This is a genomic window from Pleurocapsa sp. PCC 7319, from assembly GCF_000332195.1.
Lineage (GTDB): Bacteria > Cyanobacteriota > Cyanobacteriia > Cyanobacteriales > Xenococcaceae > Waterburya.
In genome coordinates, this window is sequence record NZ_KB235922.1 from 4,851,704 (window position 1) to 4,875,776 (window position 24,073).

General features: G+C 39.5%; 23 protein-coding genes. 16 read left to right on the plus strand and 7 right to left on the minus strand.

Features of this window, described 5'->3' with window-relative positions; all coding sequences use genetic code 11:
• From PLEUR7319_RS36760 to PLEUR7319_RS0126130, 4 genes are all read left to right on the plus strand, one after another.
• Window positions 1-531, plus strand: a complete 531-nt coding sequence (locus PLEUR7319_RS36760; protein ID WP_019508184.1) for a chemotaxis protein CheW — start codon at window positions 1-3, stop codon at window positions 529-531.
• Window positions 532-642: 111 nt separating this feature from the next.
• Window positions 643-3,015 (plus strand): methyl-accepting chemotaxis protein, encoded by a 2,373-nt coding sequence (locus PLEUR7319_RS0126120; RefSeq protein ID WP_019508185.1) that lies wholly within the window; start codon window positions 643-645, stop codon window positions 3,013-3,015.
• 29 nt (window positions 3,016-3,044) lie between these two features.
• Entirely contained in the window at window positions 3,045-6,476 is a 3,432-nt protein-coding gene (locus PLEUR7319_RS0126125) for a response regulator (RefSeq protein WP_019508186.1), read from the plus strand.
• A 158-nt stretch (window positions 6,477-6,634) separates the two neighbouring features.
• Window positions 6,635-7,105, plus strand: a complete 471-nt coding sequence (locus PLEUR7319_RS0126130) for a YchJ family protein (RefSeq protein WP_026102788.1) — start codon at window positions 6,635-6,637, stop codon at window positions 7,103-7,105.
• Window positions 7,106-7,159: 54 nt separating this feature from the next.
• Here PLEUR7319_RS0126130 and PLEUR7319_RS36765 read toward each other — a convergent pair whose 3' ends face one another.
• Window positions 7,160-7,651, minus strand: a complete 492-nt coding sequence (locus PLEUR7319_RS36765; protein ID WP_019508188.1) for a hypothetical protein — start codon at window positions 7,649-7,651, stop codon at window positions 7,160-7,162.
• Window positions 7,652-7,874: 223 nt separating this feature from the next.
• A complete protein-coding gene (gene moeB, locus PLEUR7319_RS0126140; RefSeq protein WP_019508189.1) occupies window positions 7,875-9,047 on the minus strand; it encodes a molybdopterin-synthase adenylyltransferase MoeB in 1,173 nt (390 codons plus the stop codon).
• A gap of 347 nt (window positions 9,048-9,394) precedes the next feature.
• Here moeB and PLEUR7319_RS0126145 point away from each other — a divergent pair, with 347 nt between their 5' ends.
• A complete protein-coding gene (locus PLEUR7319_RS0126145) occupies window positions 9,395-9,706 on the plus strand; it encodes a hypothetical protein (RefSeq protein ID WP_144054382.1) in 312 nt (103 codons plus the stop codon).
• Window positions 9,707-9,722: 16 nt separating this feature from the next.
• Here the strand turns inward: PLEUR7319_RS0126145 and PLEUR7319_RS0126150 are convergent, their stop codons facing one another.
• The gene (locus tag PLEUR7319_RS0126150) at window positions 9,723-10,370 is read right to left on the minus strand and encodes a DUF1361 domain-containing protein (RefSeq protein WP_019508191.1); all 648 of its coding nucleotides are present in this window, start codon (window positions 10,368-10,370) and stop codon (window positions 9,723-9,725) included.
• A 343-nt stretch (window positions 10,371-10,713) separates the two neighbouring features.
• Here PLEUR7319_RS0126150 and PLEUR7319_RS43220 point away from each other — a divergent pair, with 343 nt between their 5' ends.
• On the plus strand, window positions 10,714-10,845 hold the full coding sequence (locus PLEUR7319_RS43220) for a hypothetical protein (protein ID WP_019508192.1): 132 nt from the start codon (window positions 10,714-10,716) through the stop codon (window positions 10,843-10,845).
• A 63-nt stretch (window positions 10,846-10,908) separates the two neighbouring features.
• On the opposite strand, the gene PLEUR7319_RS38565 is transcribed toward PLEUR7319_RS43220, so the two are convergent.
• On the minus strand, window positions 10,909-13,656 hold the full coding sequence (locus PLEUR7319_RS38565; protein WP_019508193.1) for a filamentous hemagglutinin N-terminal domain-containing protein: 2,748 nt from the start codon (window positions 13,654-13,656) through the stop codon (window positions 10,909-10,911).
• Window positions 13,657-14,151: 495 nt separating this feature from the next.
• Between PLEUR7319_RS38565 and PLEUR7319_RS0126170 the strand changes: the two genes are divergently transcribed.
• Entirely contained in the window at window positions 14,152-15,186 is a 1,035-nt protein-coding gene (locus PLEUR7319_RS0126170) for a phycobilisome rod-core linker polypeptide (protein ID WP_019508195.1), read from the plus strand.
• A 116-nt stretch (window positions 15,187-15,302) separates the two neighbouring features.
• On the opposite strand, the gene PLEUR7319_RS0126175 is transcribed toward PLEUR7319_RS0126170, so the two are convergent.
• Window positions 15,303-15,971: a HEAT repeat domain-containing protein gene (locus PLEUR7319_RS0126175; protein ID WP_019508196.1), complete on the minus strand. Its 669-nt coding sequence runs from the start codon at window positions 15,969-15,971 to the stop codon at window positions 15,303-15,305.
• 229 nt (window positions 15,972-16,200) lie between these two features.
• Between PLEUR7319_RS0126175 and PLEUR7319_RS40255 the strand changes: the two genes are divergently transcribed.
• The 8 genes from PLEUR7319_RS40255 to PLEUR7319_RS0126215 all read left to right on the plus strand — a co-directional run bounded on the left by PLEUR7319_RS40255 (window position 16,201) and on the right by PLEUR7319_RS0126215 (window position 20,409).
• Window positions 16,201-16,410 carry a DUF3291 domain-containing protein gene (locus PLEUR7319_RS40255; RefSeq protein WP_083892527.1) on the plus strand — a complete coding sequence of 70 codons (210 nt, stop codon included), beginning with the start codon at window positions 16,201-16,203 and terminating at the stop codon, window positions 16,408-16,410.
• Window positions 16,407-17,459, plus strand: a complete 1,053-nt coding sequence (locus PLEUR7319_RS0126185; protein ID WP_019508198.1) for an alpha/beta fold hydrolase — start codon at window positions 16,407-16,409, stop codon at window positions 17,457-17,459. Before PLEUR7319_RS40255 ends, PLEUR7319_RS0126185 begins: the two co-directional genes overlap by 4 nt.
• Before the next feature lie 145 nt (window positions 17,460-17,604).
• A complete protein-coding gene (locus tag PLEUR7319_RS0126190; RefSeq protein ID WP_019508199.1) occupies window positions 17,605-18,375 on the plus strand; it encodes a class I SAM-dependent methyltransferase in 771 nt (256 codons plus the stop codon).
• Between the two features lie 138 nt (window positions 18,376-18,513).
• Window positions 18,514-18,789: a hypothetical protein gene (locus tag PLEUR7319_RS0126195; RefSeq protein ID WP_019508200.1), complete on the plus strand. Its 276-nt coding sequence runs from the start codon at window positions 18,514-18,516 to the stop codon at window positions 18,787-18,789.
• A complete protein-coding gene (locus PLEUR7319_RS0126200) occupies window positions 18,786-19,157 on the plus strand; it encodes a clan AA aspartic protease (RefSeq protein WP_026102791.1) in 372 nt (123 codons plus the stop codon). The genes PLEUR7319_RS0126195 and PLEUR7319_RS0126200 overlap by 4 nt, the downstream gene beginning before the upstream one ends.
• Window positions 19,158-19,301: 144 nt before the next feature.
• Complete coding sequence (locus PLEUR7319_RS0126205; RefSeq protein ID WP_019508202.1) at window positions 19,302-19,661, plus strand: hypothetical protein; 360 nt, start codon at window positions 19,302-19,304, stop codon at window positions 19,659-19,661.
• A gap of 71 nt (window positions 19,662-19,732) precedes the next feature.
• A complete protein-coding gene (locus PLEUR7319_RS0126210; protein WP_019508203.1) occupies window positions 19,733-20,056 on the plus strand; it encodes a DUF433 domain-containing protein in 324 nt (107 codons plus the stop codon).
• Window positions 20,056-20,409 carry a DUF5615 family PIN-like protein gene (locus tag PLEUR7319_RS0126215; RefSeq protein ID WP_019508204.1) on the plus strand — a complete coding sequence of 118 codons (354 nt, stop codon included), beginning with the start codon at window positions 20,056-20,058 and terminating at the stop codon, window positions 20,407-20,409. The genes PLEUR7319_RS0126210 and PLEUR7319_RS0126215 overlap by 1 nt, the downstream gene beginning before the upstream one ends.
• Window positions 20,410-20,558: 149 nt before the next feature.
• On the opposite strand, the gene PLEUR7319_RS0126220 is transcribed toward PLEUR7319_RS0126215, so the two are convergent.
• Entirely contained in the window at window positions 20,559-21,542 is a 984-nt protein-coding gene (locus PLEUR7319_RS0126220; protein ID WP_019508205.1) for an ATP-binding cassette domain-containing protein, read from the minus strand.
• A gap of 73 nt (window positions 21,543-21,615) precedes the next feature.
• Complete coding sequence (locus PLEUR7319_RS0126225; protein WP_019508206.1) at window positions 21,616-22,308, minus strand: hypothetical protein; 693 nt, start codon at window positions 22,306-22,308, stop codon at window positions 21,616-21,618.
• A 444-nt stretch (window positions 22,309-22,752) separates the two neighbouring features.
• On the opposite strand from PLEUR7319_RS0126225, the gene accA reads away from it, so the two are divergent.
• A complete protein-coding gene (gene accA, locus PLEUR7319_RS0126230; protein WP_019508207.1) occupies window positions 22,753-23,733 on the plus strand; it encodes an acetyl-CoA carboxylase carboxyl transferase subunit alpha in 981 nt (326 codons plus the stop codon).
• The last annotated feature ends 340 nt before the right edge of the window (window positions 23,734-24,073 follow it).

Sequence of the window (24,073 nt, forward strand, 5' to 3'; positions counted from 1 at the left end):
ATGACAAATCCTAGTCCGGCTTCGAGAATTCAAGACAATCTACCAGAACTATTCAAGGCCAATTTAGCTCCAGGAGATGCTTATATCAGATTTCAATTGACATCAAACATCACAGCTTTGATATCCATGCAACAGGTACAAGGCTCGTTAATAGTTGACGCGCAGAAAGTAACTCCTCTACCGAGTATGCCAGAATTTGTCATTGGCATGATCAATTCTCGCGATCGCGTGTTTTGCCTTTTTGATTTAGCTCAATTACTAACCTTGCCCTCTGATTTAAGTTCTCCTCGGCAGTATCAAGTTATTGTGTTACAAACTGTTGCTGAACAACCAATTTATATTGGATTAGCTGTGTCTGCTCTTCAGGGAATTGTCCGTTTAACAGCCAAACAAATTCAATCATCTTTAGATACTGTTGTTTCTAATCTAACTGCCTTTACCAGTGGTACAGTACAGGAGCAAGAAATCACAATTCCTGTATTGGAATTTAACCGCATTTTGAAAGCTTTAACCGCAGTCGAACACAACTGAATTGATACGGTAAAATTTTTCTTTAGCTATCTATACTAACAAAATACCGAAATACTACTTAACTTGACCTAGCTGAAAATACTAATATAAAAAATATATTTCCTCAACACCATGATCACTAAAGAAAAATCGGCGATTACTAAGGCAAAATCTCAAGACGCAGGACTAAAAAACACTACTCCACCCAAGTCGGTAGCTAAAAACTATCAGGGAATAGATTCGCTCCGTCGTCGTCTGCTAGCAGGAATTTTACCAGCAGTATTGCTTCCTTTAGTTATCGGTGGTGTTGTTGGATATAAGATGACTGAAAGTCGAGCCAGAAATCAGGTAATTGAAAAGCTTGAAGCTGATGCTCTTTTGGGAAGTAAAACAATTAATACTTTTATTCGAGACTCTTATAATCTAGTTGGTTTGGTGGCAGCGAATCCTAGTGTGATTCAATTGATGCAACAAGGTGGTGAGCGGGCTCAGGAGCAAAGATTAGTTCAACAACCGATTCTCGTGCTAGAGAAAGAATTTACTACCAGCAAATTATTAACAATCGATAATAATCTGAATAACTATTTAGAAGAGATAGTTAAATCTACTGCCGCGGAGGCAATTCTGTTAACAGAGAGTCATGGCTTTAATATTGCTTATAGCAATCCCATCTCAGATTTTGTTCAAAGCGACGAAGAGTGGTGGCAAGATGCTCAAACGGAAGGAAGAGCTTTGGAAGAACCAGATGAGTTCGACGAGCCTGGTGAATTAGAGTCGTCCGAGTCGTCCGAGTCGTCTAATGAGTCTGAAATTATTAACATCATGGCTTTTTCCCAAGCGGTTACAGATTCTCAGACTAGCAAATTTCTGGGAGTAGTTAAGGTTGATATTCCCTTAGGTAAATTAAATTCCGATCTCGCCACTTACCTTCATGGAGCAAACAGAACCTATATTCCAAAATTTCAAATTTTCGAGTCTGATAGTGCGTTAATTTTGAGTAATATTGAAGATACTCTACAAAATAGCGAAAATCAAGAATCGAATTTCGAAGATGTAAAGATCTTGGGAGGCAAGCCGATTATCCAGGTAGCCAAAATTCTTGTAGAAGTGGCAGAAAATTCCCTCAGTTTGGCAGAAGCAAAACAGTCAATCATGGAGCAACCAGGCGTATCTCAAGTGCGTCTTCACCAAGAAATGATCTTTTCCGTAAATAGCATTGTTGCTTCATTTAGATGTCAAGACAAAATATATAGTATATCTACTGTTCCCGAAACTGATTTCGTATCAACTAGCAGCGTAGATTATGATGTGGTAGCCAGTGCAGCCAGAAATTTACTGGCAGTATTTACCTTAACTACCATTGCTCTGGGAGTGATCGCCTCAAGTTTAATTATTTTTCTCACCAAGCGATTTGCTAAACCTCTAGAGGAACTATCAGAAAAAACACAACAAGTTAGAGAACTACTTCAAGAGCAAAAAATCCTCGCTGAAGAACAACGACAAGAAAAAGAAAACTTAGAAGAAGCAATTTATAACCTGATCGAAGAAGTCTCTAATGCTACAGAAGGTGATTTGACAGTAAGAGCTAAATTAGACTCTTTGGAATTAAGTACAGTTGCGGATTTATTTAACGCTATTATTGATAACTTACAAGAAATTGCGATTCAAACCAAGAAATCTACCCATCAAGTAGGTTCTTCTCTCAAACAAAATGAGCAGGCGATTCGTTTTTTAGCTAGCAAAGCCACCGCTGAGGCAAGAGAAACTCGCGCCACCGTAAGTTCTATAGAACTAATGTCACAATCAATTCAGGAAGTAGCAGAAAATGCCAACCAAGCCGAAAAGATTGCCGACGAAACCTATAGTACTGTTTTAAATAGTACCAACGATATGAATTCAACAGTAGATAGTATCCTAGAACTACGGACTACAGTGGGAGAAACTGCCAAAAAAATGAAACGTTTGGGAGAATCTACGCAGAAAATTGCTCAAGCTGTTTCGTTTATTGAAGAAATTGCCCTCAAAACCAACGTACTAGCAATTAACGCCAGCGTTGAAGCTGGTCGTGCAGGAGAATACGGACAGGGATTTACCATAGTTGCCGAACAAGTCGGTACCTTAGCAGAACAATCTGCAGCAGCCACTAAAAAAATTGCCAACATTGTTTCAACAATACAAGCAGAAACTCAGGAAGTAAGTTTAGCAATGGAATCAGGTACAGTTCAAGTAGTAGATACGACACGCTTAGTCGAATCAACCAAAGATAATTTGAGGTTAGTTCTCGAAAAATCCCAAAGAATTAACCAGTTGATGCACTCTATTTCTCAAAAAACTATATCCCAGGCCTATACTTCTCAAAGTGTTACTAATTTGATGGAAAAAATTGCCCAATTATCGGAAAATACCTCCAAATCTTCCCAAGCAGTAGCACAATCCATTGCCGAAACTGCTCAAGTAGCCGAGAACCTGGAATCTACTGTAGCTCAGTTTAAAGTAGCCGAATAAGCGTGATCATATTTAATTCATAGACCAAGATGGATTCAGAACAACAAATTCGCCTTAATTTTCTCGATGAGGTCGAAGAATACTTTGATCGAATGGAGTCTAATCTCTTAGGATTAGCCAATGCTGCCATCGATCCTCAACAGCTAGACATAGTCCTGCGGGCTGCCCACTCCATTAAAGGCGGAGCAGCAATGATGGGTTTCAATGTCTTAAGTCAAGTTGCCCATCGCTTGGAAGATTATTTTAAAATTTTACGAGTTCGTCATACTTCTGGTCGAGTGAGTACTTTAATCGAGACTCTTTTATTAGAAGGCGTTGATAGCTTACGCTATATCAGTGAGCTGAATCGTCAAGGTGTAGTACTTGTAGAATCTGAGCCTGACGATTATACCAATGGTACATTTGCCGTTCGTACCCAACCAATTTTCAAGCAGTTAAAACTGCATCTTGGAGTTCTTGAAGATGCAGACGAAGATGCCTTAATTGCTCAAGATGAAAATATCGATCCAGCTTTACTAATCTTTGAGGAAGGAGTCGATCGAGTTTTAGAAGGTTTTACCAGCCAACTAGAAGAATTAAGTAGTGCTGAACTAACTCAAGAATTAATCGCCACAGCTCAAGAATTAGCTTCCTTTGGCATGATGGCAAATCTCGAAACCTTTATCCAACTGAGTAAGTCGATTCAACAACAAGCAGAAATCATTGCTCCACAGGAGATTTTTCCTTTAGCAGAGCAAGCTTTAAAAGTTTGGCGGCGATCGCACGCTTTAGTTGTACGGGGAAGCATTGAGAAATTACCCTCGTGTCTGGAAAACATGAAGGAGAGTAATGACATAGTAAGTCTAGACTCTAGTACTACTGCTGATAATGATGATACTGATTCCCAAACTCAAGAAATTTTAGAGGATAGTTCGATTGAGATCAACTCAAATCTTTTAGAGGATAACTCCCTGGAGCTAAGTGAGCTAGAGTCGGTTTTTGAGGCAGCACAACAGGATGTAGATTTTAATCTTTTAGAGGATAACTCCCTGGAGCTAAGTGAGCTAGAGTCGGTTTTTGAGGCAGCACAACAGGATGCAGATTTTAATCTTTTAGAAGATAACTCCCTGGAGCTGAGTGAGTTAGGGTCGGCTTTTGAGACTGCACAACAGGATGCAGATTTTAATCTTTTAGAAGATAACTCCCTGGAAGTGAGTGAGTTAGAGTTGGCTTTTGAACAAAAAGAACAAGATGTAGATTCGCATTCTTCAGAAGATAATTCTTTAGGGCTGAGCGAGCTAGAGTTGGCTTTGGGAAAAACAGAACAAGATGTAGATTCGCATTCTTTAGAAGATAATTCTCTAGAACTAAATGAGCGACAGTCGGCTTCTGAATCAGATACTTTAGAGATCGAGGAAGAAACACAAATTTTGACTTCAGTAGAAGCTCAGAATCCACTTGTTCCTTTATCTTTAGAGAATTCTTCATCAGCCGGGCAAGTAGATGAGATGGTTCGAGTTCCTGCTGCACAACTAAAACAATTTAATAATATTTTTGAACAATTAATTGTCGACCGTAATACCATTAATCTGAGACTCCAACAATTGCAATACATCATCTCCTTGATGAAGCAGCGAATGGCTCGGATGGAGAAGTCGAACACTCAATTAAAACAATGGTACGATCGCGCTGCTTTAGAAGGATTTCTCGTCAAATCGTCACAGACTCTATCTGGACAAAGCGAAGCAACTGGAACTAATACCAAACAATCTAATACCAAACAATCTTTTCCAAATCCCGATATTTCCCTAAACAGTGATAATTTTGCTGAAGAAGAGACAAACAATAAGCTACAAGGCAATTCGCCTCAAGATAACTTTGATGTTTTAGAAATGGATCGCTACACTGATATTCATCTCATTTGTCAAGAACAGATCGAAACGATTGTCCAATTACAAGAAGTTACCACGGACATCGAATTGGGAGCAGAAGATATTAACCACGCGGTTCGTGACCTACGCTACACTACTAAATCGATGCAGGGTAATGTGATTAGGACTCAAATGATACCTTTTGCAGAAGTAGTGAAACGTTTTCCGAGAGTAATTCGCGATCTAAATCTTCAGTCCAAAAAACAGGTTAATCTCAAAATCAAAGGAGACAATACTCTCATAGATCGCTCTGTGGTTAAAGCTCTTGGCGATCCTTTAATACAATTGTTACGTAATGCTTTCGATCACGGAATTGAAGACACTGACACTCGAGTTGATGCTGGCAAACCCCCATCAGGAACAATTACCATTCAAGCTAGCAATCAAGGTACTTATAATATTGTTACCCTCAGCGATGATGGAGGTGGCATCTGTTTAGATAAAATTCAAGAGCGCCTTTTAGAGATGGGGATGACTCAATCTGAAGTTGAGCAAATACCAGAAGCAGAATTACTGGACTTTATCTTTGATCCTGGATTTAGTACCTCAGAAAAGGTGACTCAACTTTCGGGTAGGGGAGTGGGTATGGATGTAGTGCAGACTAATCTTCAAGCAATTCGTGGTGATGTTCGGGTGGCTACGAAACAAGGACAAGGTACGACATTTACCCTCAAGATTCCTTTCACTTTATCAATTTTAAGAGTGGCAATTGTGGAACAGGCTGGCATTATTTTTGCTATTCCTGCCAGTAGTATTCAAGAGCTTATCCCGGTGAGACCAGGGCAAATTAAAACTACTGAAGATACTAAAAATATACTTTGGAATCAGCAAGAAATTCCTCTAGTAGAAATAGAAAGAGCTTTGGTTTATCATCGTTGCGATCGCACTGTTAATTTAATCAGCAATCCTGCCATAAATAAAACTATGGCTATAGTGGTAGAAGATGAAAATTCATTCACAGCCATACAAATTAGTCACTTTTATCACGAGCAAGAGTCGACTATCAGATCGATTGATAGTCCGATTCCTTTGCCTCCTGGTGTGATTAGCTCAGTTGTTTTTGGTGATGGAAAAGTTATTCCGTTAATCGATCCTCAATTACTGATAGAAGAATGCTTAAATAATCAGGCTAGCAAATATCAATTTGAGCAAAAGAGTAACAAAAATCAGAATCGATCTGCAACTAAAACTATTCTGATAGTTGACGATTCGATTAATATTCGACGCTATCTTAGTTTGACTTTAGAAAAAGCAGGTTATCGGGTAGAACAAGCCAAAGATGGTCAAGAAGCTGTAGATAAGTTACTGAGTGGGCTTTCAGTACAATTAATAATTTGTGATATAGAAATGCCTTTACTAGATGGTTATGGTCTTCTCGAAGAAATAAAAGAACGAGCTGAATTTGCCGATCTTCCAATAGCAATGTTAACTTCTCGTAGTAATGAAAAACATCGAAAACTAGCTATGAATTTAGGGGCAGTTGCTTATTTTGCCAAACCCTATAATGAACAAGAATTATTAGCCAAACTAGCAGAACTATTGCAGAAGTAAAGATGAATATAAAGATTAATAGAATTAATTAAAGCGTTTCTCAAATAAGTGAGGTACAAATATAAACTTAGTCAAAAACCTTAAAACCCCTATTCCCTATTCCCTGACTCCACCAAGGTGTATCTCATTAATACGAGAAACGCTATAATCTGATATTTATGTCTAAAAAATTATGTCCTTGTGGCAGTAAAAAATCATATCAATACTGTTGCGGAATGTATCTCTCAGGAAAAAAGCACCCAGAAACCGCAGAGAAACTTATGCGATCGCGTTACACTGCTTTTTATCAAGGTAATATAGATTATTTGATTGCTACCCTACACCCAGATCAAAGAAAATCTAATGAGCGCACAGAATTAAGCAATAGTATTAAAAATACTCAGTGGTTGGGCTTGACCATTATTGATACCAAGCAAGGAAAAAAAAATGATGCGATCGGCTACGTAGAGTTTGAGGCAATTTATCAGGTCAACGAGCCAGCACAACTCCACGAACGTTCTCGGTTTATTAAGACTGATAAAAAGTGGTTTTATGTAGATGGCGATATTTTACCGGGAACGATACCAAAACGTAATGCACAGTGTTGGTGTAATAGCGGAAAAAAATTTAAACAATGTCATGGTGTTTAGCTATTGGTTGATAGCCAATAGCTAATAGCCAACAGTTTCTAGGAAAATGAGACTCTAGTTAGTAGTTTCCGGAGCTACTTCGCTAGGCATAAACTCCGCTGTAATGCAACTTGCCATTGCTTCTTCGCTAGACATTTTAACAACGTTTGCTAAGTCTAAAGTGCATTCTGCATAGCGTTCGGGTAATAAACTACGGCGACAATTATCTAGAGCCATAGTAGATTTTCCTGCCTCTAAAGCACTAAGATCCGTAACACAACTGGCTAGTTCATCAGGTCTACGAACGCGATAACAAGCTTGTAATATATCATCCCCTTTAATATCAGTTCCAGTTTTTATATCTCCTACACAAGAAGACAGTTCAGTAGGTTCGAGAGCATCAGAACATGCTAATGCTGCTGCTGTTTTGGTAACACCATTGGCAATCAAGCCTTCTGCACAGCTGCCAACACTTCCTGCCATAGCAGGAGAATTAGGGATGGTAAACAAAAATACAGGTAAAGAAACTAGACTAGACCATCGGATAGCTTTTACTAGAACATTCATGGCAATTTAATCAAATTTTTAACTCACACCCATACTAAGGGCAGATCGCAAGAATCGGGAGGAGGAAATTTTAAGATGATAAATTTCATTTACAAAGTTAAGTTGAGTTAGGCTGTCGCTAACCCAACTTATAATTTAATTGCTTCAACTACTGATTACAGCACATTTCTTTTAGGGATTAAAGAGCTTCTTGGCTTAAGCTAAAAACTAATAGCTAACAGCTTTAATATTGAGGAATACTGGGATCAATTTCTTGACTCCAAGCGATAATACCACCCTTGACGTTTGTACCTTCAATTCCTTTCTGTTTGAGAATATTCAAAGCCTTTGCCGAACGTCCTCCTAATTTACAGTGAGCAATTAATCGATGACCATTGACCAATTCTTTGACTTTATCGATACTGCTACCGTCTTCTAGCTCAGATAAGGGAATTAAAACCGAACCATCAATTTTGGCAATTTCGTATTCATTAGGATTGCGAACATCCAAAAGCACAAAATCATCTTTACCAGTTTCCATGAGCTGTTTTAACTCCTGAACCGTCATTTCAGCGATCGCATTACCTGCTTCGGCAGCGGCGGCGGCGGCTTGAGGAATGCCACAAAACTCTTGGTAATCAATCAGCTTTTCAATTACCGGGCGTTCGGGATTTGGTCGCAATTTCAACTCGCGGAATTTCATATCCCAGGCATTATAGAGGAGCAATCTACCACTTAGGGTATTTTCTGCACCTAAAATAATCTTGATTGCTTCTGTGGCTTGAATCGTGCCAATAATACCGCACAGAACTCCTAATACTCCTCCTTCGGCACAAGATGGAACCATTCCTGGTGGTGGTGGTTCAGGATATAAATCACGGTAGTTGGGACCGCCCTCATAGTTAAATACTGTTGCCTGTCCTTCAAAACGAAAGATAGAACCGTAGACGTTAGGTTTATTCAGTAATACACAAGCATCGTTGGTTAGATAGCGAGTGGGGAAGTTATCTGTGCCATCAATGACTACATCATAGGGAGCCAAAATATCTAAGGCATTAGCTGAACTGATAGCTGTTTCGTACAGATCTACTTGGCAGTGGGGATTAATACTATGAATGCGGTTTTTAGCTGATTGAATCTTTGGTTTACCTACCCACGATTCACTATGAATGATTTGACGTTGTAAATTAGAACTATCGACAATATCAAAGTCTACTAAGCCGATTCTGCCGATACCTGCTGCTGCCAGATATAACAATAGGGGAGAACCAAGACCACCACTACCGATACAGAGAACGCTAGCTGCTTTAAGGCGTTTTTGTCCTTCTAATCCTACCTCTGGCAAGATGATATGGCGTGAGTATCGCTGGTATTCATCTTTGGTCAGGTCGATTGCTTCCAAATTTGGATTGAGCATGGTTGTTAGAAAAAGCGCGATCGCTGCCTAATCAAGTGAGGTCAGCATTGTACTGTAAGCACTCTATTATATAGAATTTTTGGTGATTAAGTTTGTAACTAAATATTTTTATCTGTTTATGAACGTGAAGATCACTTCTGTGCCAAAAATCTGGTGTTGTTGTCTTTAAACAACTATTTTATTGCTCACCGATTGACTACTGTAAAATATTGCTTTAGTTAGATACATCTAAGAATAGTGTTGAGGTTTAATACCTTTTAGAAAAGACTGTTTTGCTTTGATAGATTGGCGAAGACGCGATCGGCAACAAGAACTTTTTGGTAACTTCAGTATCTCTTTTATTAATTATGAACTCAAATCTAATAAACTCGATCGCAATGATTTTACTGAGTATGGCAATCACCTTGTGTTCTGCTAATTTTGCTCTAGCAGATACAGTTAAATCTAACAGCAGCGATACTTTGCGACAAGCAGCCCAAGAAGTAGTGAAAGATACGGGAGTTAAAGAGCAATTTGGTAAATCCCCAAATGGCGATCGCCTTTTAGACCAAGCTCAAAAAAAAGCTAATCGTAAACTAGAAAATCTAGCGCAAGAAGCTGATTCTAAGCCAGAACTTCCCGAAAGTAAAAAGTTATTTCTCAAAAATTTAACTAATTAATCTTGACTTTTCATATTTATTTCAACTCCTGTTGAGAATCTATTTTGGATAGTAACAGCTTAATTCTTAATAACGTTCCTAAAGTAATTTGTTTTGTCAACCAATATAGAATCATTAAAATTATCCAAGTAATTGCTATTACTAACAAAGGTTTCTTAGCCGTTAGATCGCCTATAGTTGAAACAAATAAAATATCTGGTTTCGTCACCAAATCCCAGCTATTAAAGCGACGAAATCTTCCCAGAAAAATGCCAATTGCACATAGAGCATGAGTTATTAACTCGCTGGCAAAAATGTATTTTCTCGCACCTTGTTTCTTAAGATAATGACTTTGATTGATCAGCGAAATTACATAAGCCTCCCAACCTATAAAAATTGCTAATGAGTGTAAGGGAATAAAAACTAAAGTTGTAATCCAAATTGAATAGCCCGCTCGGATTGCCTCAATTAAATGGATAATATCGGTTAGTAAGTAAGGAGCGTTGGGTAAAAAGGCGATAAAAGTAATTAAAGCGCACCACCACAATAGCGATCGCTTTTTACTAGGTCTCAGAAACAACCAAAAGCTAAGAATCAAAGGAATGAATGCCAAAAATAAATTCCAGACAATCCAACCACTATATTTATTAAATGCTTCAAAAGCATCAGCCAGTATTGATTCCATTTAGAGTTTCAAAAACTAGAAATTTTATTGGTTTTTAACTTGCTCGAACTAACATTCTTAAGCTTTTATGCTGACTTTAACACTTCTTAATTAGAGTTTACTTAATAAACTATAACTTTTCGTTGATAAGATTTTAAGATTTTTAAATTATCATGGAGATAAGTAGTTTGGTAGTTTTTCTCATACTTTAAAAAAGTTAATAACTCAATAATAGAGTTTCAAACTATCTTAATTATCAACATAGTTTACTTGTGCCAATCATCAACCTGTAATAATACTGAGTAAATAGAGTTTAAATTATTACAGTATTAAAGATAAGTGGTGTTTGGAAAATATTGAAGTTATGTCTAATAATTTCGCTGCAATTCTCAACCGATTACTGACAGCAGCTATGCTAGTTGCGTTACTAATTGCCTGTGAAGAGATGCCTACTAGCAATAGTTTTGGCATTGAGTTTGAAAATCAAGAAAATTAAGCAGTTTCATTGTTAAATCTGAATCTGCATCGATATTAGAGTAAATATTATTTTTGTAGTTAATTAATTGCAATCAGCAAACTGTACAGGAGTTCGAGAAACTTCTTTGTCAGTTGGTTTAGCGGTAAGGCGAATCTGTCCATTTTCAACGGCAATTCCCCTGGCAGGATAAATTTTACCAAAAGAAGTTTCAATTGCTTCCGGTTGCTGACTAAAAGTATCAGCATTTACTGGACAAGCATTAAATGCCACTGGTGTAGCTTTGTTAGTGGGTAAGTTAGTTACTGTATCAATAACATAATCAACATCAGGTACATTCCGATCAAAACTAATCGAAGCAGAATTAATCGCCGAATCAAAGACGATTATATTAGAACTAGTATTGTCGGGAGTAGCAATAGCATTTTCACCATTAGAAGTCGCTCTGGAATCTAGGTTGTTAATGCCATTAGTCGTAGCTGCTGCACTAAGCTCGCCAAAGTTGATATCAGCAACATTTAAAGTAATTGCGCCTGGGCGATCGCCAATAACATTTAAACGATTATTACTATTAGCAAAGGAACTTGCCGCCGCACCGTTATCAGCATTAGCTTCGGCAAAGACAATATTTTCCGAAGTTACACTAATTGAAGAATTAACATCATCTATAGTTGCTTGCTCACTATCCAAGGTGATCGTTCCTCCACTCCCAATAGTAATTGGATCGCCAGCAGTTGGATCATTACTATTAGGATCTGGAGTTCCATAGGTTACATTGATCGTCGAAAATGCTCGTGAAGGTCTTTGAGCAGTTGCAACTTGAGGATTGTTCGCCAGAACAGTTGCGGTATTGTTGGCGATATTAGTCACAAATACGGAAGAATCTAAGGAACCAGTATTAATGCGATCGCCCGCTTGTAAAAAAATCTCACCCCCTGAGCCAACATCAGCTTGAGGAATATTGAGGGTAATTTGGGAAACTGCCAGAGTAATATTGGGTGTGGTTTCGGTATTGCTATTAACGCGATCGCTCACTGCCACCGAGGAATTAAGATTCCCAGCAGTTAAGTTATTTTCTGCATTAAGGTCAATCCTACCACCGTCAGCAGTATTCAGTCCTAACACAGCTCCAATAATCGAAAAACTATCCAGGGCGTTAGAATCACTGGTAATAGCGATCGCTGAATTAGAGTTCAAATTACCGACATTGATATCATTACCTGCCCGCAAGTTGATTGCTCCTCCTGCACCTGCCTGAACATCAGCCTGAGGAAAAGGAAAGCCAATATTTGCTTCTTGAATTGTGTCGACTTCTGTAATTAAATTTAGATTGACAGTAGAAGCAGTATTGAAGTCACCTGTAGTAATATCTCTAAGAGCCAGTAAATCAATCGTTCCCGCATCACCAGAAGCAATAATAAACCGAACAGGTTGTGGATTTACTACGGTAACTAATTGACTATTCACCGTCGAGGAGGTGTTGATGCCATTGGGGACATTAATATTACTTCGTGAATCTATCGCTACATCACCACCATTACCAAAATTATTGCTGGTATTTATGGCTGTTACTGTAATATCTCCAGCAGCTAAATCAGTATTGGGCTGATATTGATTAGTTAATAAAACTCTACCACCAGGATTATTAATCACACCGCCAATATTGATACTACTATCTGTCGGTGTAGCTGTAATGGTGGGGGTTAAACCCGTCCCAGTTACTCCTGGTGTACCAACATTATTTGTCCCAGCGCGGATATCTAAAGTAGGTTCAGCACTACCGTCAATATCGATCTGATTGCCATTGGAGAGAGTAATAGTTTCCTGCAATGAGTTAGCGGTAATATCTGTACCTGTAATATTTATATCTCCGTTAATTCTGACGTTCCCCCCTGTGAGAATATGTAAAGATGCTCCCTGATAAGTCTCAAAGCTGACATCTCCTTGCGATCTCACGACAGGATCTTCAATACTGACCAAATTTCCAGGACTGCCATCGAGTTGTTGAATGCGGAAATTACCACCACTGTAAAAATGAGCATCTCCAACAATTGGGTTATCACTTTTTAGAATTAGTTCTCCACCTGAAATTAAACCACTAGCAGAGTTATTTAAGGCAGCAATATCAATAGAGCGATCGCCCTGCAAAGATAATTCATTTCCTGCTATGGCGATAAAGGGATTGGTAAGACTGTCTCTAATCGTAATCGAATCTAATGCCTGTAAAGTAAGATTCTCTCCCGCTTCTAATTGACCTTGTAAGTTTAAATTATTCCCAGCCAAGGTTAAATTGCGATCGCTTTGTAGATTCCCTGTGTAGTCAATATTTCCAGTTGCGTTTCTCAGATTTAAACCAATTGGGGCATTAATAGTTAATACTGGCGGAGCATTCTCAGTGGCACTAAATTCTGTACCGTCATCAAACAATAATCCTGTGGCACTACTACCAAAAAATGAACCTCCTATATCCAGTCTGGCATTATTTCCAAAAACTATACCTGCCGGGTTAATTAAAAATAAATTGGCACTACCATTTGCCCGAATTAAACCATCAATACTAGAAATATTGCCCCCAGTAATCCGAGAGAGAATGTTATCTATATCTACTGCATTATTAAAAAAAGCTTCGTTACCTGTAGGAACAGAAAAATCTTGAAAGCTATGAAATAAATTACTTCCCGCCTGTTCTCCTCCAGTAATTTCCGTGACGTTTCCTTGTTGATTTACATTGGTGGGTAAACTACCGTCAGGAGTAATTTGTCCACTAGCCGAAGTGGCAATTAGAGATAGACTCAGAGTGTACAGGCTGACTTGAGTAACAGATGTTTTCATAACTGGCGATCGCTTTTAAAGCTACAGTAGTGTTCTCACTAAACCACAAAAACTAGTTGGTCGCAACGACAATCAGTTGTTTTTCAGGATTGAAAATAATTTTAGTTAGTTTCAGAGAACAATCAAGTGTGAGTTTTTTCACTCTCTTTATTTGTATTATCTGAGCTATAAAATAAAAGAATTTAATTAAGAAAAAAAGTAAATTTTCGTGACTTTTTTTAAACATCAACCAAATTTGGTCAATAACTCTTAAAAGAAAGTAGTATCTTAGGCATGTTGATTTGCCAGAGAATTGACTGCCAAGCAAATCAATTAAAATCATACTCCTAACCTTTATAATTTAACAGTTTTCCGCATTATAAAAATAGTTACTACTATTAACTTGGGTGGAAATTATTGTCTTAGGTATTGGAAGAATGATTTTAAAATAACCGAAAAATTTTAAGAGGATATCTGAAAAGCACTATCAAAGTACTTTGAAAAGATCTAAAAAATATGAGCAATACTTTTGTTAACCCAAACCTGACAAAATCTTCTCAACCAGGCACAGGCTTAAATGAAGATAGCAAGCCAGTAGTATTATTTCCCAGTTCCTCATCAGTAGAAATAGAAATAGTCATTCGTGCGATTTACCGTCAGGTACTGGGGAATGCCCATATTATGGAGAGCGAACGTTTAACTGTTGCTGAATCCCAATTGAAAAGGGGTGAAATTAGCGTTAGAGAATTTGTCCGTTGGTTGGCAAAGTCAGAACTATATAAATCTCGATTTATTGATAACTGTCCTCGCTATCGCTCACACGAATTAAACTTCAAACATCTTCTAGGACGCGCTCCTGATGATTATCAAGAAACTCTTGCTCACAGTCAAATTTTAGATAGTCGGGGTTATGAAGCTGATATTGATTCCTATATCGATAGTGACGAATATCAAAATGCTTTTGGCGAAAATATAGTACCTTACCATCGGGGCTACAAGACTCAGACAGGCAAAAGCTTGCTGGGTTATACAAATATGTTCAAGATGTTGGAAAGTGTTTCCACCAGTGATAAAGCAGGATATTCGGGTAATGCCCCAAGACTGGTTAAACCGATTATCTATAATAATCCAGGTGGTAGTGTCCCTGTTACTGATATAAACGATCTCCTTCAAGGAGTTCTCCAACTTAAATCTCAAACTGTTTCTGCTACCTCAGAATTTGTTCCTTATATGCAATCGCCATCTACTCAATCACAGCAAGATAGAGAGGATGCAGGTTCAGATCAAAAAATAGCTGATTTAGAAACTCAACTAGCAGAATTACGTTCCTTTGCTACTATTGGTGCAGCTGGAGTTAGTAAGTGGCAATCCAACTACATTGATATTAACGACACTCCTGGATCTTCTAGTAGTTTCTCATCATGGAGTAATAATTCACAAACTAAGCAAGAGCGTATTGCGAGTCTTAAACAAGAAATAGCTCAAGCTAGAAGTTTAGCAGCTCTGGGGGAAACTCGTCTTAATAAATGGCGCAGTCGAGTATTTTTCTAGATTGAATTCTTCTAAGTTAATTTGAGTGAATACTCACAGCAGTTTATCCTCAAAAAGCCAGAATAATATTTGAACACCCAGGTAAAGATTAAACAATCAAACAACTTGGGTGTTGTTTATTTTTCGCTTAGTTGTAAACGCTCTAAGGAAATAAGTGCTGCTTCTTGAACTTGAGGATGAAGATCTTTGGCTAAAAACTTGAGGGCTGAAACACTTTTTTCTGTATTCAGATTACCTAAGGCTTCTGCAATTCTCTGACGGATCAACCAATCCTCAGAATTAGCAAAATCAAGTATTCTATCTACTGCTTCAGTGGCTTTAATTTCTCCCAATGCGGCGATCGCTGCTTGTTGGAGAATGACCTCCTTGCTATCCAAAGCTTCCATTAACAATTCTTTGGCGCGAATATCTTGTAAGTTTCCTAAGGAAACCGCAGCACTAAATCTTACTAGCCAGTTAGTATCTTCATAAAACGCTCTTACTAGATATTCAAAAGCACGAATATCATTTAAATATCCCAGCGCTCCTGCTGCATCCGCCCGAATTCCATAGTCTGGATCACTTCCGAGCAAGTCTACTAAAATCGGAAAACACTCAGGAGTCGGCTTAACTCCCAGAGCAAATACTGCCATAGAGCGAACAGGAAGTATTTCATCATTTAACACTTTTTTGATTAAAGGCACCGCATCTTCTGGTGCGACTTGCCTTAGAGATGTTAAAGCTAGTAAACGATCTTTAGAATTAGAACTTTCTAACTGAGTAGCAATTTTTTCTAAATCTGGCATATGTATATGTATATGTATTATGTGTATAGTTGGTTGTTTAATTAAATTAAGGCTATTTTTATCTTAGAGGTCTTCGATACATACAGCGTTTCTTTTATTAATTCTGATAATTCAGAAAGAAGCTGGAAGCTAAGAAATAGCTGCAATTTTCAGAAAATAAAATTTCAGAAGATGTCTAGTGATAAAAAGTGGTTGGACTTGTCTCGTGAATCTATAGGTTTGGTCTGACATAGAGTCTTCATACAACTATGTCTATAAGTCTTCACACTTAGAGGTCATGGGGAGAAAAAAGGAATGGTTTCAACGGATGTGTGATTTACGTACAGGCAAGGTCAAGCAGAAAGTCTCCGGTCGTTTCCGTCAAGAGCATTTACATGGTAACCTCGTAAATGCTAGGTTTCGAGTATTTCTAAAGACGATTGGGGAATATTTTGAATGACTGCTATTAATCCAGAAATTTCTGAACACATCAGCAAACAAGGCGAGCATGAAACATATTATCTTGCTGCGGGGCCTAAAGACGGTCCGCTACTGATTTTTGTTCATGGCTGGCCCGAGCTGGCGATCAGCTGGCAAAAGCAACTGCTCGCTCTTTCAAGTCTGGGTTTCTTTTGTGTTGCGCCGGATAAAAGAGGATATGGCAATTCGACGATCTATTCCCGTAACGAAGATTACGCTTTGGAGCATGTCGTCGGCGATCTGATGGAGCTGATGAAAGATCTGGGCCGGGACAAAGCTGTCTGGATCGGCCATGACTGGGGCGGTCCAGTGGTGTGGTCGCTCGCGATGCATCATCCAGAAGCATGCGTCGGCGTGGCGGGTATGTGTGCTGCTTACGGTGGAATGGAGCGGGGCCTTGATTCACTCATACCGCTGGTTAATCGCGACATCTATCCCGAGGAGGAATTTCCCGCAGGCCAATGGGAGTATCAACGCTTTTACGAGGAAAGTTTTGAGCAGGCGACGGCTGCGTTCGATGCCTTGATCGAGAAAAGCGTTCGAGCGATCTTTCGGAAAAGCGATCCTGACAATTTGGGCAAGCCAGCTTCGACCGCCTATGTCCGCAAGAACGGCGGGTGGTTCGAAGGGAAGGGCGAAGCGCCCGATCTCGCCCTCGATACGGATGTCATGGAAGAAGCAGAATACGAGTATTACGTCGAAAAGTTTAAGAAGAACGGCTTTTTCGGGCCCGACAGCTATTACATGAACCATGAACGCAACAGGGTATACGCGGAAAAAGTCAGGGAGCAGTGGCGACTTAAGATGCCGATCCTGTTTCTTCACGCCCGGTATGACTATGTCTGCGACACGCTGATATCCAGAATCGCAGAACCGATGCGACTGGAGTGTGACAACGTGAGCGAACAAGTTCTCGATACCAGCCACTGGATGGGACAAGAGCGTCCACAGGAAGTGAATGCCGCATTGGCTGCATGGCTGGCCCGGTCACTCCCGCATTACTGGCCAAAGCCAGCCCGGACTTACTAGGCTGACACCCTGGTCGTTTCACGAGCGAATTGCAGCGGATATTGGCGGTGTCTAGTAACTGTCGACGCTCCCTTGCCTTTCTGTCCTTACTCGAAAGCGATTTCTGGTAATGTTGACGTAAAGATTACAGGAGTTTGTGAATCGAATGTTTTCTGAAGTCTCGTCAGAATATGCGAAGTACCGAGCAAATTACGCAAACAATTCCATCGAAAAGATTCTAGAAGGGTTTGAAAATCTGTCTCAACTCATTGCTGTAGATGTAGGAGCTGGGACAGGTATTGCTTCCCGACAAATCGCTGAACGAGGAATAAGAGTTCTAGCGGTTGAACCTGATCTAGCCATGATTCGAGCCGCGACACCTCATCCACTGGTAGAATTTCGAGAAACAGCCGCAGAAGCAACCAACCTTCCAGACGGTTTTGCTGACATTGTGACTTGTTTCACAGCCTTTCACTGGTTTGATTTTGAGCGCAGCCTAAAAGAATTTCAACGCATCTTGAAGCCGTCAGGACGATTAGCGTTAGTCTGGAATTCTTGGGACTCCCGTGATCTATTCACTCGGCGCTATTCTCAGTTGCTTCGTAAAGCATCTCAGCAATATCGAACAAAAATTACTCCCTACAACAATTTCCCGACTGGGTCTGTCAAGCTAGCACGGATGGCAATGCTGTGGCATTTACGCTGGATACCTTATTTCCAATGTATTCTTCGTTACAGGTTTGCTCATCAACAGGTCATGAATCTTGCGGCTCTGGTTGGTTGTGCTCGCTCTCAGAGCTTTGTCCCTCATGAAGGGGCAGTGTGGGAGCAATTGGTTGCAGATTTAGGAGATTTAGTAGAGAGTCGTGAAACGACCTATCACCTAGCTTACAGAACGACCCTATTTTTATCTCAACCCTTGCATAGAGCGGCATAATCGGAACGTTATCTCGACTGCCTTTCAAAAATAAGATGGGTTTGCCTTGGCTCAAACCCAAGAATAAATCTACACTTAAGCAACTTTACCTGCTTCAAACTAAAATAAAAGTGCAACCATTGAAACGAGATCAAGCCCATGACAGTTCGACAACCCCGCTATAGCAAAGAGGAATTCGCGAACCGTGGCAATGAAATCTATGAATCTCAGGTGCGCTCCCAGGTTGAAGAAGGCAATTACGGCAAGATCGTGGCGATTAATATTGAAACAGGATCTTTTGAAGTCGCTGATACGCCAATGGTAGCAGTTGATCGACTTTATGAACGTGAACCCGATGCTCAACCCTGGGTGATTCGGATTGGACATCGAGCAGTCTTCCGTTTTGGCAGCCGCAGTCTGAGGAAGCCCGTATGATGTTCGGTGTGGTCAATAATAATTGTGAAGCAATCATTAAAGTTGCAGTGGGACGTATCGGTTCACCCAAAATAACCATTGATGCAGTCATTGATACAGGATTTACCAGCTTTTTGTCTTTACCCCTTTCTATCATCACAGAACTTGGCCTGCCTTGGCATTACCGCGACGTTGGTACATTAGGCGACGGGAGCGAAGTCATTTTTGAAATATACAAAGCGGCTGTGATTTGGGATGGTCAGAATCAGATCATTGATGTAGCGGCTTCCGATGCAGATCCGTTAGTTGGGATGAGTTTGTTGTATGGATTTAGGCTTCAGATTGAGGCGATGGAAGGTGGTACTGTTACGATTGAAACTTTGAAGTAGTGTAAGGCGATCGGTGAGGCTTGGTCTAACAAATCACTGCACCCGACCTGTGCTAAAATTTCTCTCATCATCCAAAGCTATTAGCGGCGAGTAAGTTCAGACGTTAGCTAGCTGCCCCGCAAGACCCATCTAAATCCTTAAACTATGAGCACTTCTTATAAGATGTCATTTGCTTGCTTTGAGTGCCGCAAGGCATTTAAACGTGAGTATACGTTTGGGAGCAATATTCAGGAATTACCATGCCCTCAATGTGGTCGCTCTGCTCACAATTTAGGGCGACACTTTAAAGCACCTAAAAAGAGCGATGTTAAGCAATGGGAAAAGGTGCGTTTTCTCTTTGATCATGGTTTTAGATTTCAGAAAATACGCATCGGTTCTGAACATCAAAACACCATCCCTTATCCAAAAACCTTAGACGATGTAAAAGAGTTTGTTGTCAAATATAAATATAAAGGCCATGCTATTGCGGACTCGAAAGAATCAAATACGGATTGTATAGGGTGAAATTTTATGACTACAGGCTAGTTTCTATGCACTTGGTATAATTGGAGGATAAACCTCTCTAAGTCGATTCTATGACTGCCGTCGCCGCTAAGCCATATGTAGAGTTCAAAAAACAAGGATATTGGGTTATTGGTACCCGAGTTTCTTTGGATTCTATTGTCTATGCTTTCCGCAAAGGTCTACTTCCCGAAAGCATCGCTCAAGCATATCCTTTGCTTGACTTAGAGAAGGTATACGGAGCAATTACCTTTTACCTGGCTAATCGTTCTGATATTGATGCTTACCTAATCTCAGAGGAACAGGCATTTGATGCCATGCTACAGCCTTTACAGGTGGACGCACCTTCTTTACATCAAAAACTGCTTTCTGCTAAGGAGTCAGTACAGCAAGCATAATGGCAAGCGTTCAATTTCAAGCTGATGCTGATCTAAATCAAGCGATTGTGACAGGGGTTATCCGTCGACAGCCCAGTATAAATTTTCAAACCGCTACTGAAGCAGATTTAGAAGGTTTAAAAGATGCGGAAGTATTGGCTCTATCATCCAGGCAGCAGCGCATTTTAGTGACTCATGATCGTAGAACAATGCCGACTGAATTTGCGGAGTTCATAATCGATAGTCAAAGTTTAGGAGTGCTGATTGTTTCTAGGAAGACAGCTTTAGAAACTGTTCTTGAGGAACTGATCTTAATTTGGTCAGTAACCACAGCAGAAGAATGGATTAACCGAATTGCCAAAGTTCCACTGTAAAACCAGCTAACACTGCGTTGCAACGGCGGAGCGTAAGTAATTGAGCATAATCCAAAGTTTCTGCCTCCGCTGAACTCCATCGCTATCCCGTTTACCTTTCAAAAATAAGATGGGTTTGCCTTGGCTCAAACCCAAGAAGAAATCTAGACTTAAGCAACTTTACCTGCTTCAAACAAACGACCAATAATCTCTTCAATTGGTGGATCTTTAACGCTCAAATCTTGTATGGGTAATTTAGCCAGAATGTGAGCAATAGTGGCGGTTAGATTTTCTCTGGGAACTAAAAACCGAACTTCCTGTCCAGCGATCGCTTCAATTTCCCCAAAATCAGCTAATTTTTCTGCTGGGATAGGTTGTGCCAATTCTATTTTGACTTCCCGACAGGGAGAATAACGTTCTAATAAGCGATCGAGTGAGCCATCGTAGATTAGTTGACCCTGATGAATTAATAATACGCGATCGCACAATGCCGTAATATCTGCCATGTAGTGACTAGTAAGGAGAATTGTGGCTCCATAGCGTTGATTGTATTCCTGAAGAAATTCGCGAACAGCGACTTGAGCATTAACATCCAAACCTAAGGTGGGTTCATCGAGAAACAACACTTTAGGGTGGTGTAATAAGGCTGCTAACAATTCTGCTTTCATTCTTTCTCCTAAAGAAAGCTTCCGTACAGGTTGATTGAGCTTGTCTTCAATCGCTAACATTGTTGCCAGTTCAGTCAGACGTTGCTTAAATACCTGGTCGGAGATATTGTAAACGGCTGCATTAATGCGCAATGAATCTAGGGCAGGTAAATCCCAGAGCAATTGCTGCTTTTGCCCCATTACTAAGCTGGTTTGGCGTAAAAATTGTGGCTGACGGCGAAAAGGAATATGGTTGGCTACTCGTACTTGTCCCTGGGAAGGATGAATTAATCCCGTCAACATTTTGAGAGTTGTCGTTTTGCCAGCACCATTAGCTCCCAAAAAACCAACTATTTCTTCTGGCTGAATCTGAAAAGATACATTTTGCACCGCTTTAATTTCGCGATAGGTACGGCGAAAAAAATGTGTCAGAGTTCCTTTGAAACCGGGTTTCTTGATAGCTACAGGATAAATTTTGGTTAGATTTTGAACATCAATAATTGACACAGTAAGAGTAGTAAATCGAAATATTATCTAAAGCCTTAAACTAACACTTAATTACTTAATGCCCATAGTTAAACTAATTGCATGTAGCTAGGAGACGAAGTTGACCGTCCACACGATAAAAATCAAACTGAGAGTTGGAGTGAAAAATCTCAGGCGATAGTAGGCGATCATTTGAGTTCAGAGATGATATATCAAAGCCTAGATCTTGTTGAAGAGGTATGATCGCTACTTGATTAGAATTTTGAGATTCCAGCTCCGTACTATCAGGGATGATTGCTATTTCTGATTGATCGCAATATTTGTTCAAAGATGATTCAACAGAAACCAACTGACCATTACGTTTAATAGTTAAGATAGCTTCTGTCCGCTTCAGAGCATCAGATTTTGAGCTAGTAGGACTGGCAAAGGGCACCAGTACTAAGTAGGTTAAATTACCATTATTAGCTTGGAACCCCTGACCATTTTCTAAAGGATATGCAGGAATAAAGATGGAACTACGATTGCTTTGCTTAGTCTCTCCTGAATAAAAATAGAGATCGTCTTTTTGACAAATATTGATATGAAAGTTGAAAGTCTCAAAAGCGAAGACTTCTTGATAGTCGGTACTAATTTGCGAACAATTACGCCAGTCTGGTGTCACCAAGAAAGTGTAGTCTGCATTTGAAGAAGTACTAGTATCAGCGATCGCTTTACTTGTGTTATCAGCTATAGAGACAATAGCTGAGGCTATAGAAACAATAGCCCATCTCCATATCAATCTATTCATTGCCTTGCTCCTCTAATATTTCTGAGCGTAACACCAATTGTCATCGGTTAGCCAAAGACTCCGAGTATGCGATTGTTGCACAGTGGTTCAATCTGGGACTACTCATAAATAAATGAATTTTTCACATCATAATAGTGACTATTTTAAATGGCAATCTTTCGGCAAATAAAAATCAAAATTTGCTATTATCAATGCAAGATGAAATCATTAGACAATAATGATGATTTTTTTAGATAAATATTTTCGAATTCAACTTTAGTTTAGTCACTTTCTAACTTAGGTATTTCTGATTTTTATTGATTTACCTACTTTTAAATTGACCAGAAAAAATATTCTGGTCAAGTATTCAAATTTTTATTATTTGGTTAGGGTTCATAATATGGAAAAATAACCATGGGAGATTTTAATTATATTTTATATTTAGATAGACTAAAAAATTAAGCTATGCCCAATACTAAGCGCAAAACTTTTTTATTAGATTTTGAAAAACCTCTTTGTGAGTTAGAGTCGAGGATTGAGCAAATCAAAACCCTGGCAGAAGAAAATCAAGTAGATGTTTCTGCCGAAATAACTCAACTAGAAATGAGGGCGGACCAACTACGTCAAGAAATTTTCAGTACCTTAACTCCTGCTCAAAGACTTCAGTTAGCGCGCCATCCTCGTAGACCGAGCACATTAGATTATGTGCAAGCTATTAGTGATGAGTGGTTAGAATTACATGGCGATCGCGGTGGCTATGACGATCCTGCTTTGGTGGGAGGCGTTGCTCGTATTGACGGTCGCCCAGTAGTGATAATTGGACACCAAAAGGGCAGAGATACTAAAGATAATGTGGCGCGTAACTTTGGTATGGCTTTCCCTGGAGGTTATCGTAAGGCTCTTAGGTTAATGCAGCACGCCAACAAATTTGAGATGCCCATTTTGACTTTTATTGATACTCCTGGAGCCTGGTCAGGAGTAGAAGCCGAAAAACTTGGTCAGGGAGAAGCGATCGCCTATAATTTAAGGCAAATGTTTAGTTTTGAGGTTCCCATTGTTTGTACCGTAATTGGTGAGGGGGGCTCAGGGGGAGCATTAGGTATTGGTGTCGCAGATCGTCTTCTAATGTTAGAACACTCTGTTTATACCGTTGCTAGCCCTGAAGCCTGCGCCGCAATTCTTTGGAAAGATGCTACTAAATCAGATAGAGCTGCTGCTGCCTTAAAAATTACTTCTTGGGACTTAAAAGAATTAGGCTTAATCGATCAAATAGTTCCCGAACCAAGCAGCGGTGCCCACGCTAACCCTGTAGAGGCAGCTACTAAATTGAAAGAGATTATTGGGGAAAATTTAGAACAATTGTGGCAGATGACCCCTCAACAAAGAAAAGATTTGCGCTACGATAAGTTTCGTAATATGGGAAAGTTTGACACAGTAGCAGGATAGACAAGACTTAATTAAATACTTATCAACAAGCTAATAGATTTATATCTATCGAGGTAAGTCCGACTGATTCACCCAAAAACCGCAAGAAACAAAAACTCTCAGGATAAATGAGCAATTCTCTCCTTTTACTATATTTGTGATGCTATAATTGCAAAGGCAACATTTTGTTACATTATTTTTAATGTGAACGTTGCAACCAAAAGCGCTAGTTAAATCATTCTCTATTTGTAGTAGAACTTCCCAAACTAGCGATATGTGATAGTAAATTGACTCGACAAAACACTTGCAATAATTTATTAAATCTAGACCTGTTGGTAGTAAACATATTCAGAAATGTCCA

Bases quoted from the DNA above. Each gene is read 5' to 3' on its own strand.
- PLEUR7319_RS36765 (WP_019508188.1), bottom strand. From the start codon at position 7,651: ATGAATGTTCTAGTAAAAGCTATCCGATGGTCTAGTCTAGTTTCTTTA.
- accA (WP_019508207.1), top strand. From the start codon at position 22,753: ATGCCCAATACTAAGCGCAAAACTTTTTTATTAGATTTTGAAAAACCT.
- PLEUR7319_RS36760 (WP_019508184.1), top strand. From the start codon at position 1: ATGACAAATCCTAGTCCGGCTTCGAGAATTCAAGACAATCTACCAGAA.
- moeB (WP_019508189.1), bottom strand. From the start codon at position 9,047: ATGCTCAATCCAAATTTGGAAGCAATCGACCTGACCAAAGATGAATAC.
- PLEUR7319_RS0126185 (WP_019508198.1), top strand. From the start codon at position 16,407: ATGACTGCTATTAATCCAGAAATTTCTGAACACATCAGCAAACAAGGC.
- PLEUR7319_RS0126205 (WP_019508202.1), top strand. From the start codon at position 19,302: ATGAGCACTTCTTATAAGATGTCATTTGCTTGCTTTGAGTGCCGCAAG.
- PLEUR7319_RS0126200 (WP_026102791.1), top strand. From the start codon at position 18,786: ATGATGTTCGGTGTGGTCAATAATAATTGTGAAGCAATCATTAAAGTT.
- PLEUR7319_RS0126120 (WP_019508185.1), top strand. From the start codon at position 643: ATGATCACTAAAGAAAAATCGGCGATTACTAAGGCAAAATCTCAAGAC.
- PLEUR7319_RS0126215 (WP_019508204.1), top strand. From the start codon at position 20,056: ATGGCAAGCGTTCAATTTCAAGCTGATGCTGATCTAAATCAAGCGATT.
- PLEUR7319_RS0126130 (WP_026102788.1), top strand. From the start codon at position 6,635: ATGTCTAAAAAATTATGTCCTTGTGGCAGTAAAAAATCATATCAATAC.
- PLEUR7319_RS0126125 (WP_019508186.1), top strand. From the start codon at position 3,045: ATGGATTCAGAACAACAAATTCGCCTTAATTTTCTCGATGAGGTCGAA.
- PLEUR7319_RS0126175 (WP_019508196.1), bottom strand. From the start codon at position 15,971: ATGCCAGATTTAGAAAAAATTGCTACTCAGTTAGAAAGTTCTAATTCT.
- PLEUR7319_RS0126190 (WP_019508199.1), top strand. From the start codon at position 17,605: ATGTTTTCTGAAGTCTCGTCAGAATATGCGAAGTACCGAGCAAATTAC.
- PLEUR7319_RS0126210 (WP_019508203.1), top strand. From the start codon at position 19,733: ATGACTGCCGTCGCCGCTAAGCCATATGTAGAGTTCAAAAAACAAGGA.
- PLEUR7319_RS0126170 (WP_019508195.1), top strand. From the start codon at position 14,152: ATGAGCAATACTTTTGTTAACCCAAACCTGACAAAATCTTCTCAACCA.
- PLEUR7319_RS0126150 (WP_019508191.1), bottom strand. From the start codon at position 10,370: ATGGAATCAATACTGGCTGATGCTTTTGAAGCATTTAATAAATATAGT.
- PLEUR7319_RS0126195 (WP_019508200.1), top strand. From the start codon at position 18,514: ATGACAGTTCGACAACCCCGCTATAGCAAAGAGGAATTCGCGAACCGT.
- PLEUR7319_RS43220 (WP_019508192.1), top strand. From the start codon at position 10,714: ATGTCTAATAATTTCGCTGCAATTCTCAACCGATTACTGACAGCAGCT.
- PLEUR7319_RS0126145 (WP_144054382.1), top strand. From the start codon at position 9,395: ATGAACTCAAATCTAATAAACTCGATCGCAATGATTTTACTGAGTATG.
- PLEUR7319_RS0126225 (WP_019508206.1), bottom strand. From the start codon at position 22,308: ATGAATAGATTGATATGGAGATGGGCTATTGTTTCTATAGCCTCAGCT.
- PLEUR7319_RS38565 (WP_019508193.1), bottom strand. From the start codon at position 13,656: ATGAAAACATCTGTTACTCAAGTCAGCCTGTACACTCTGAGTCTATCT.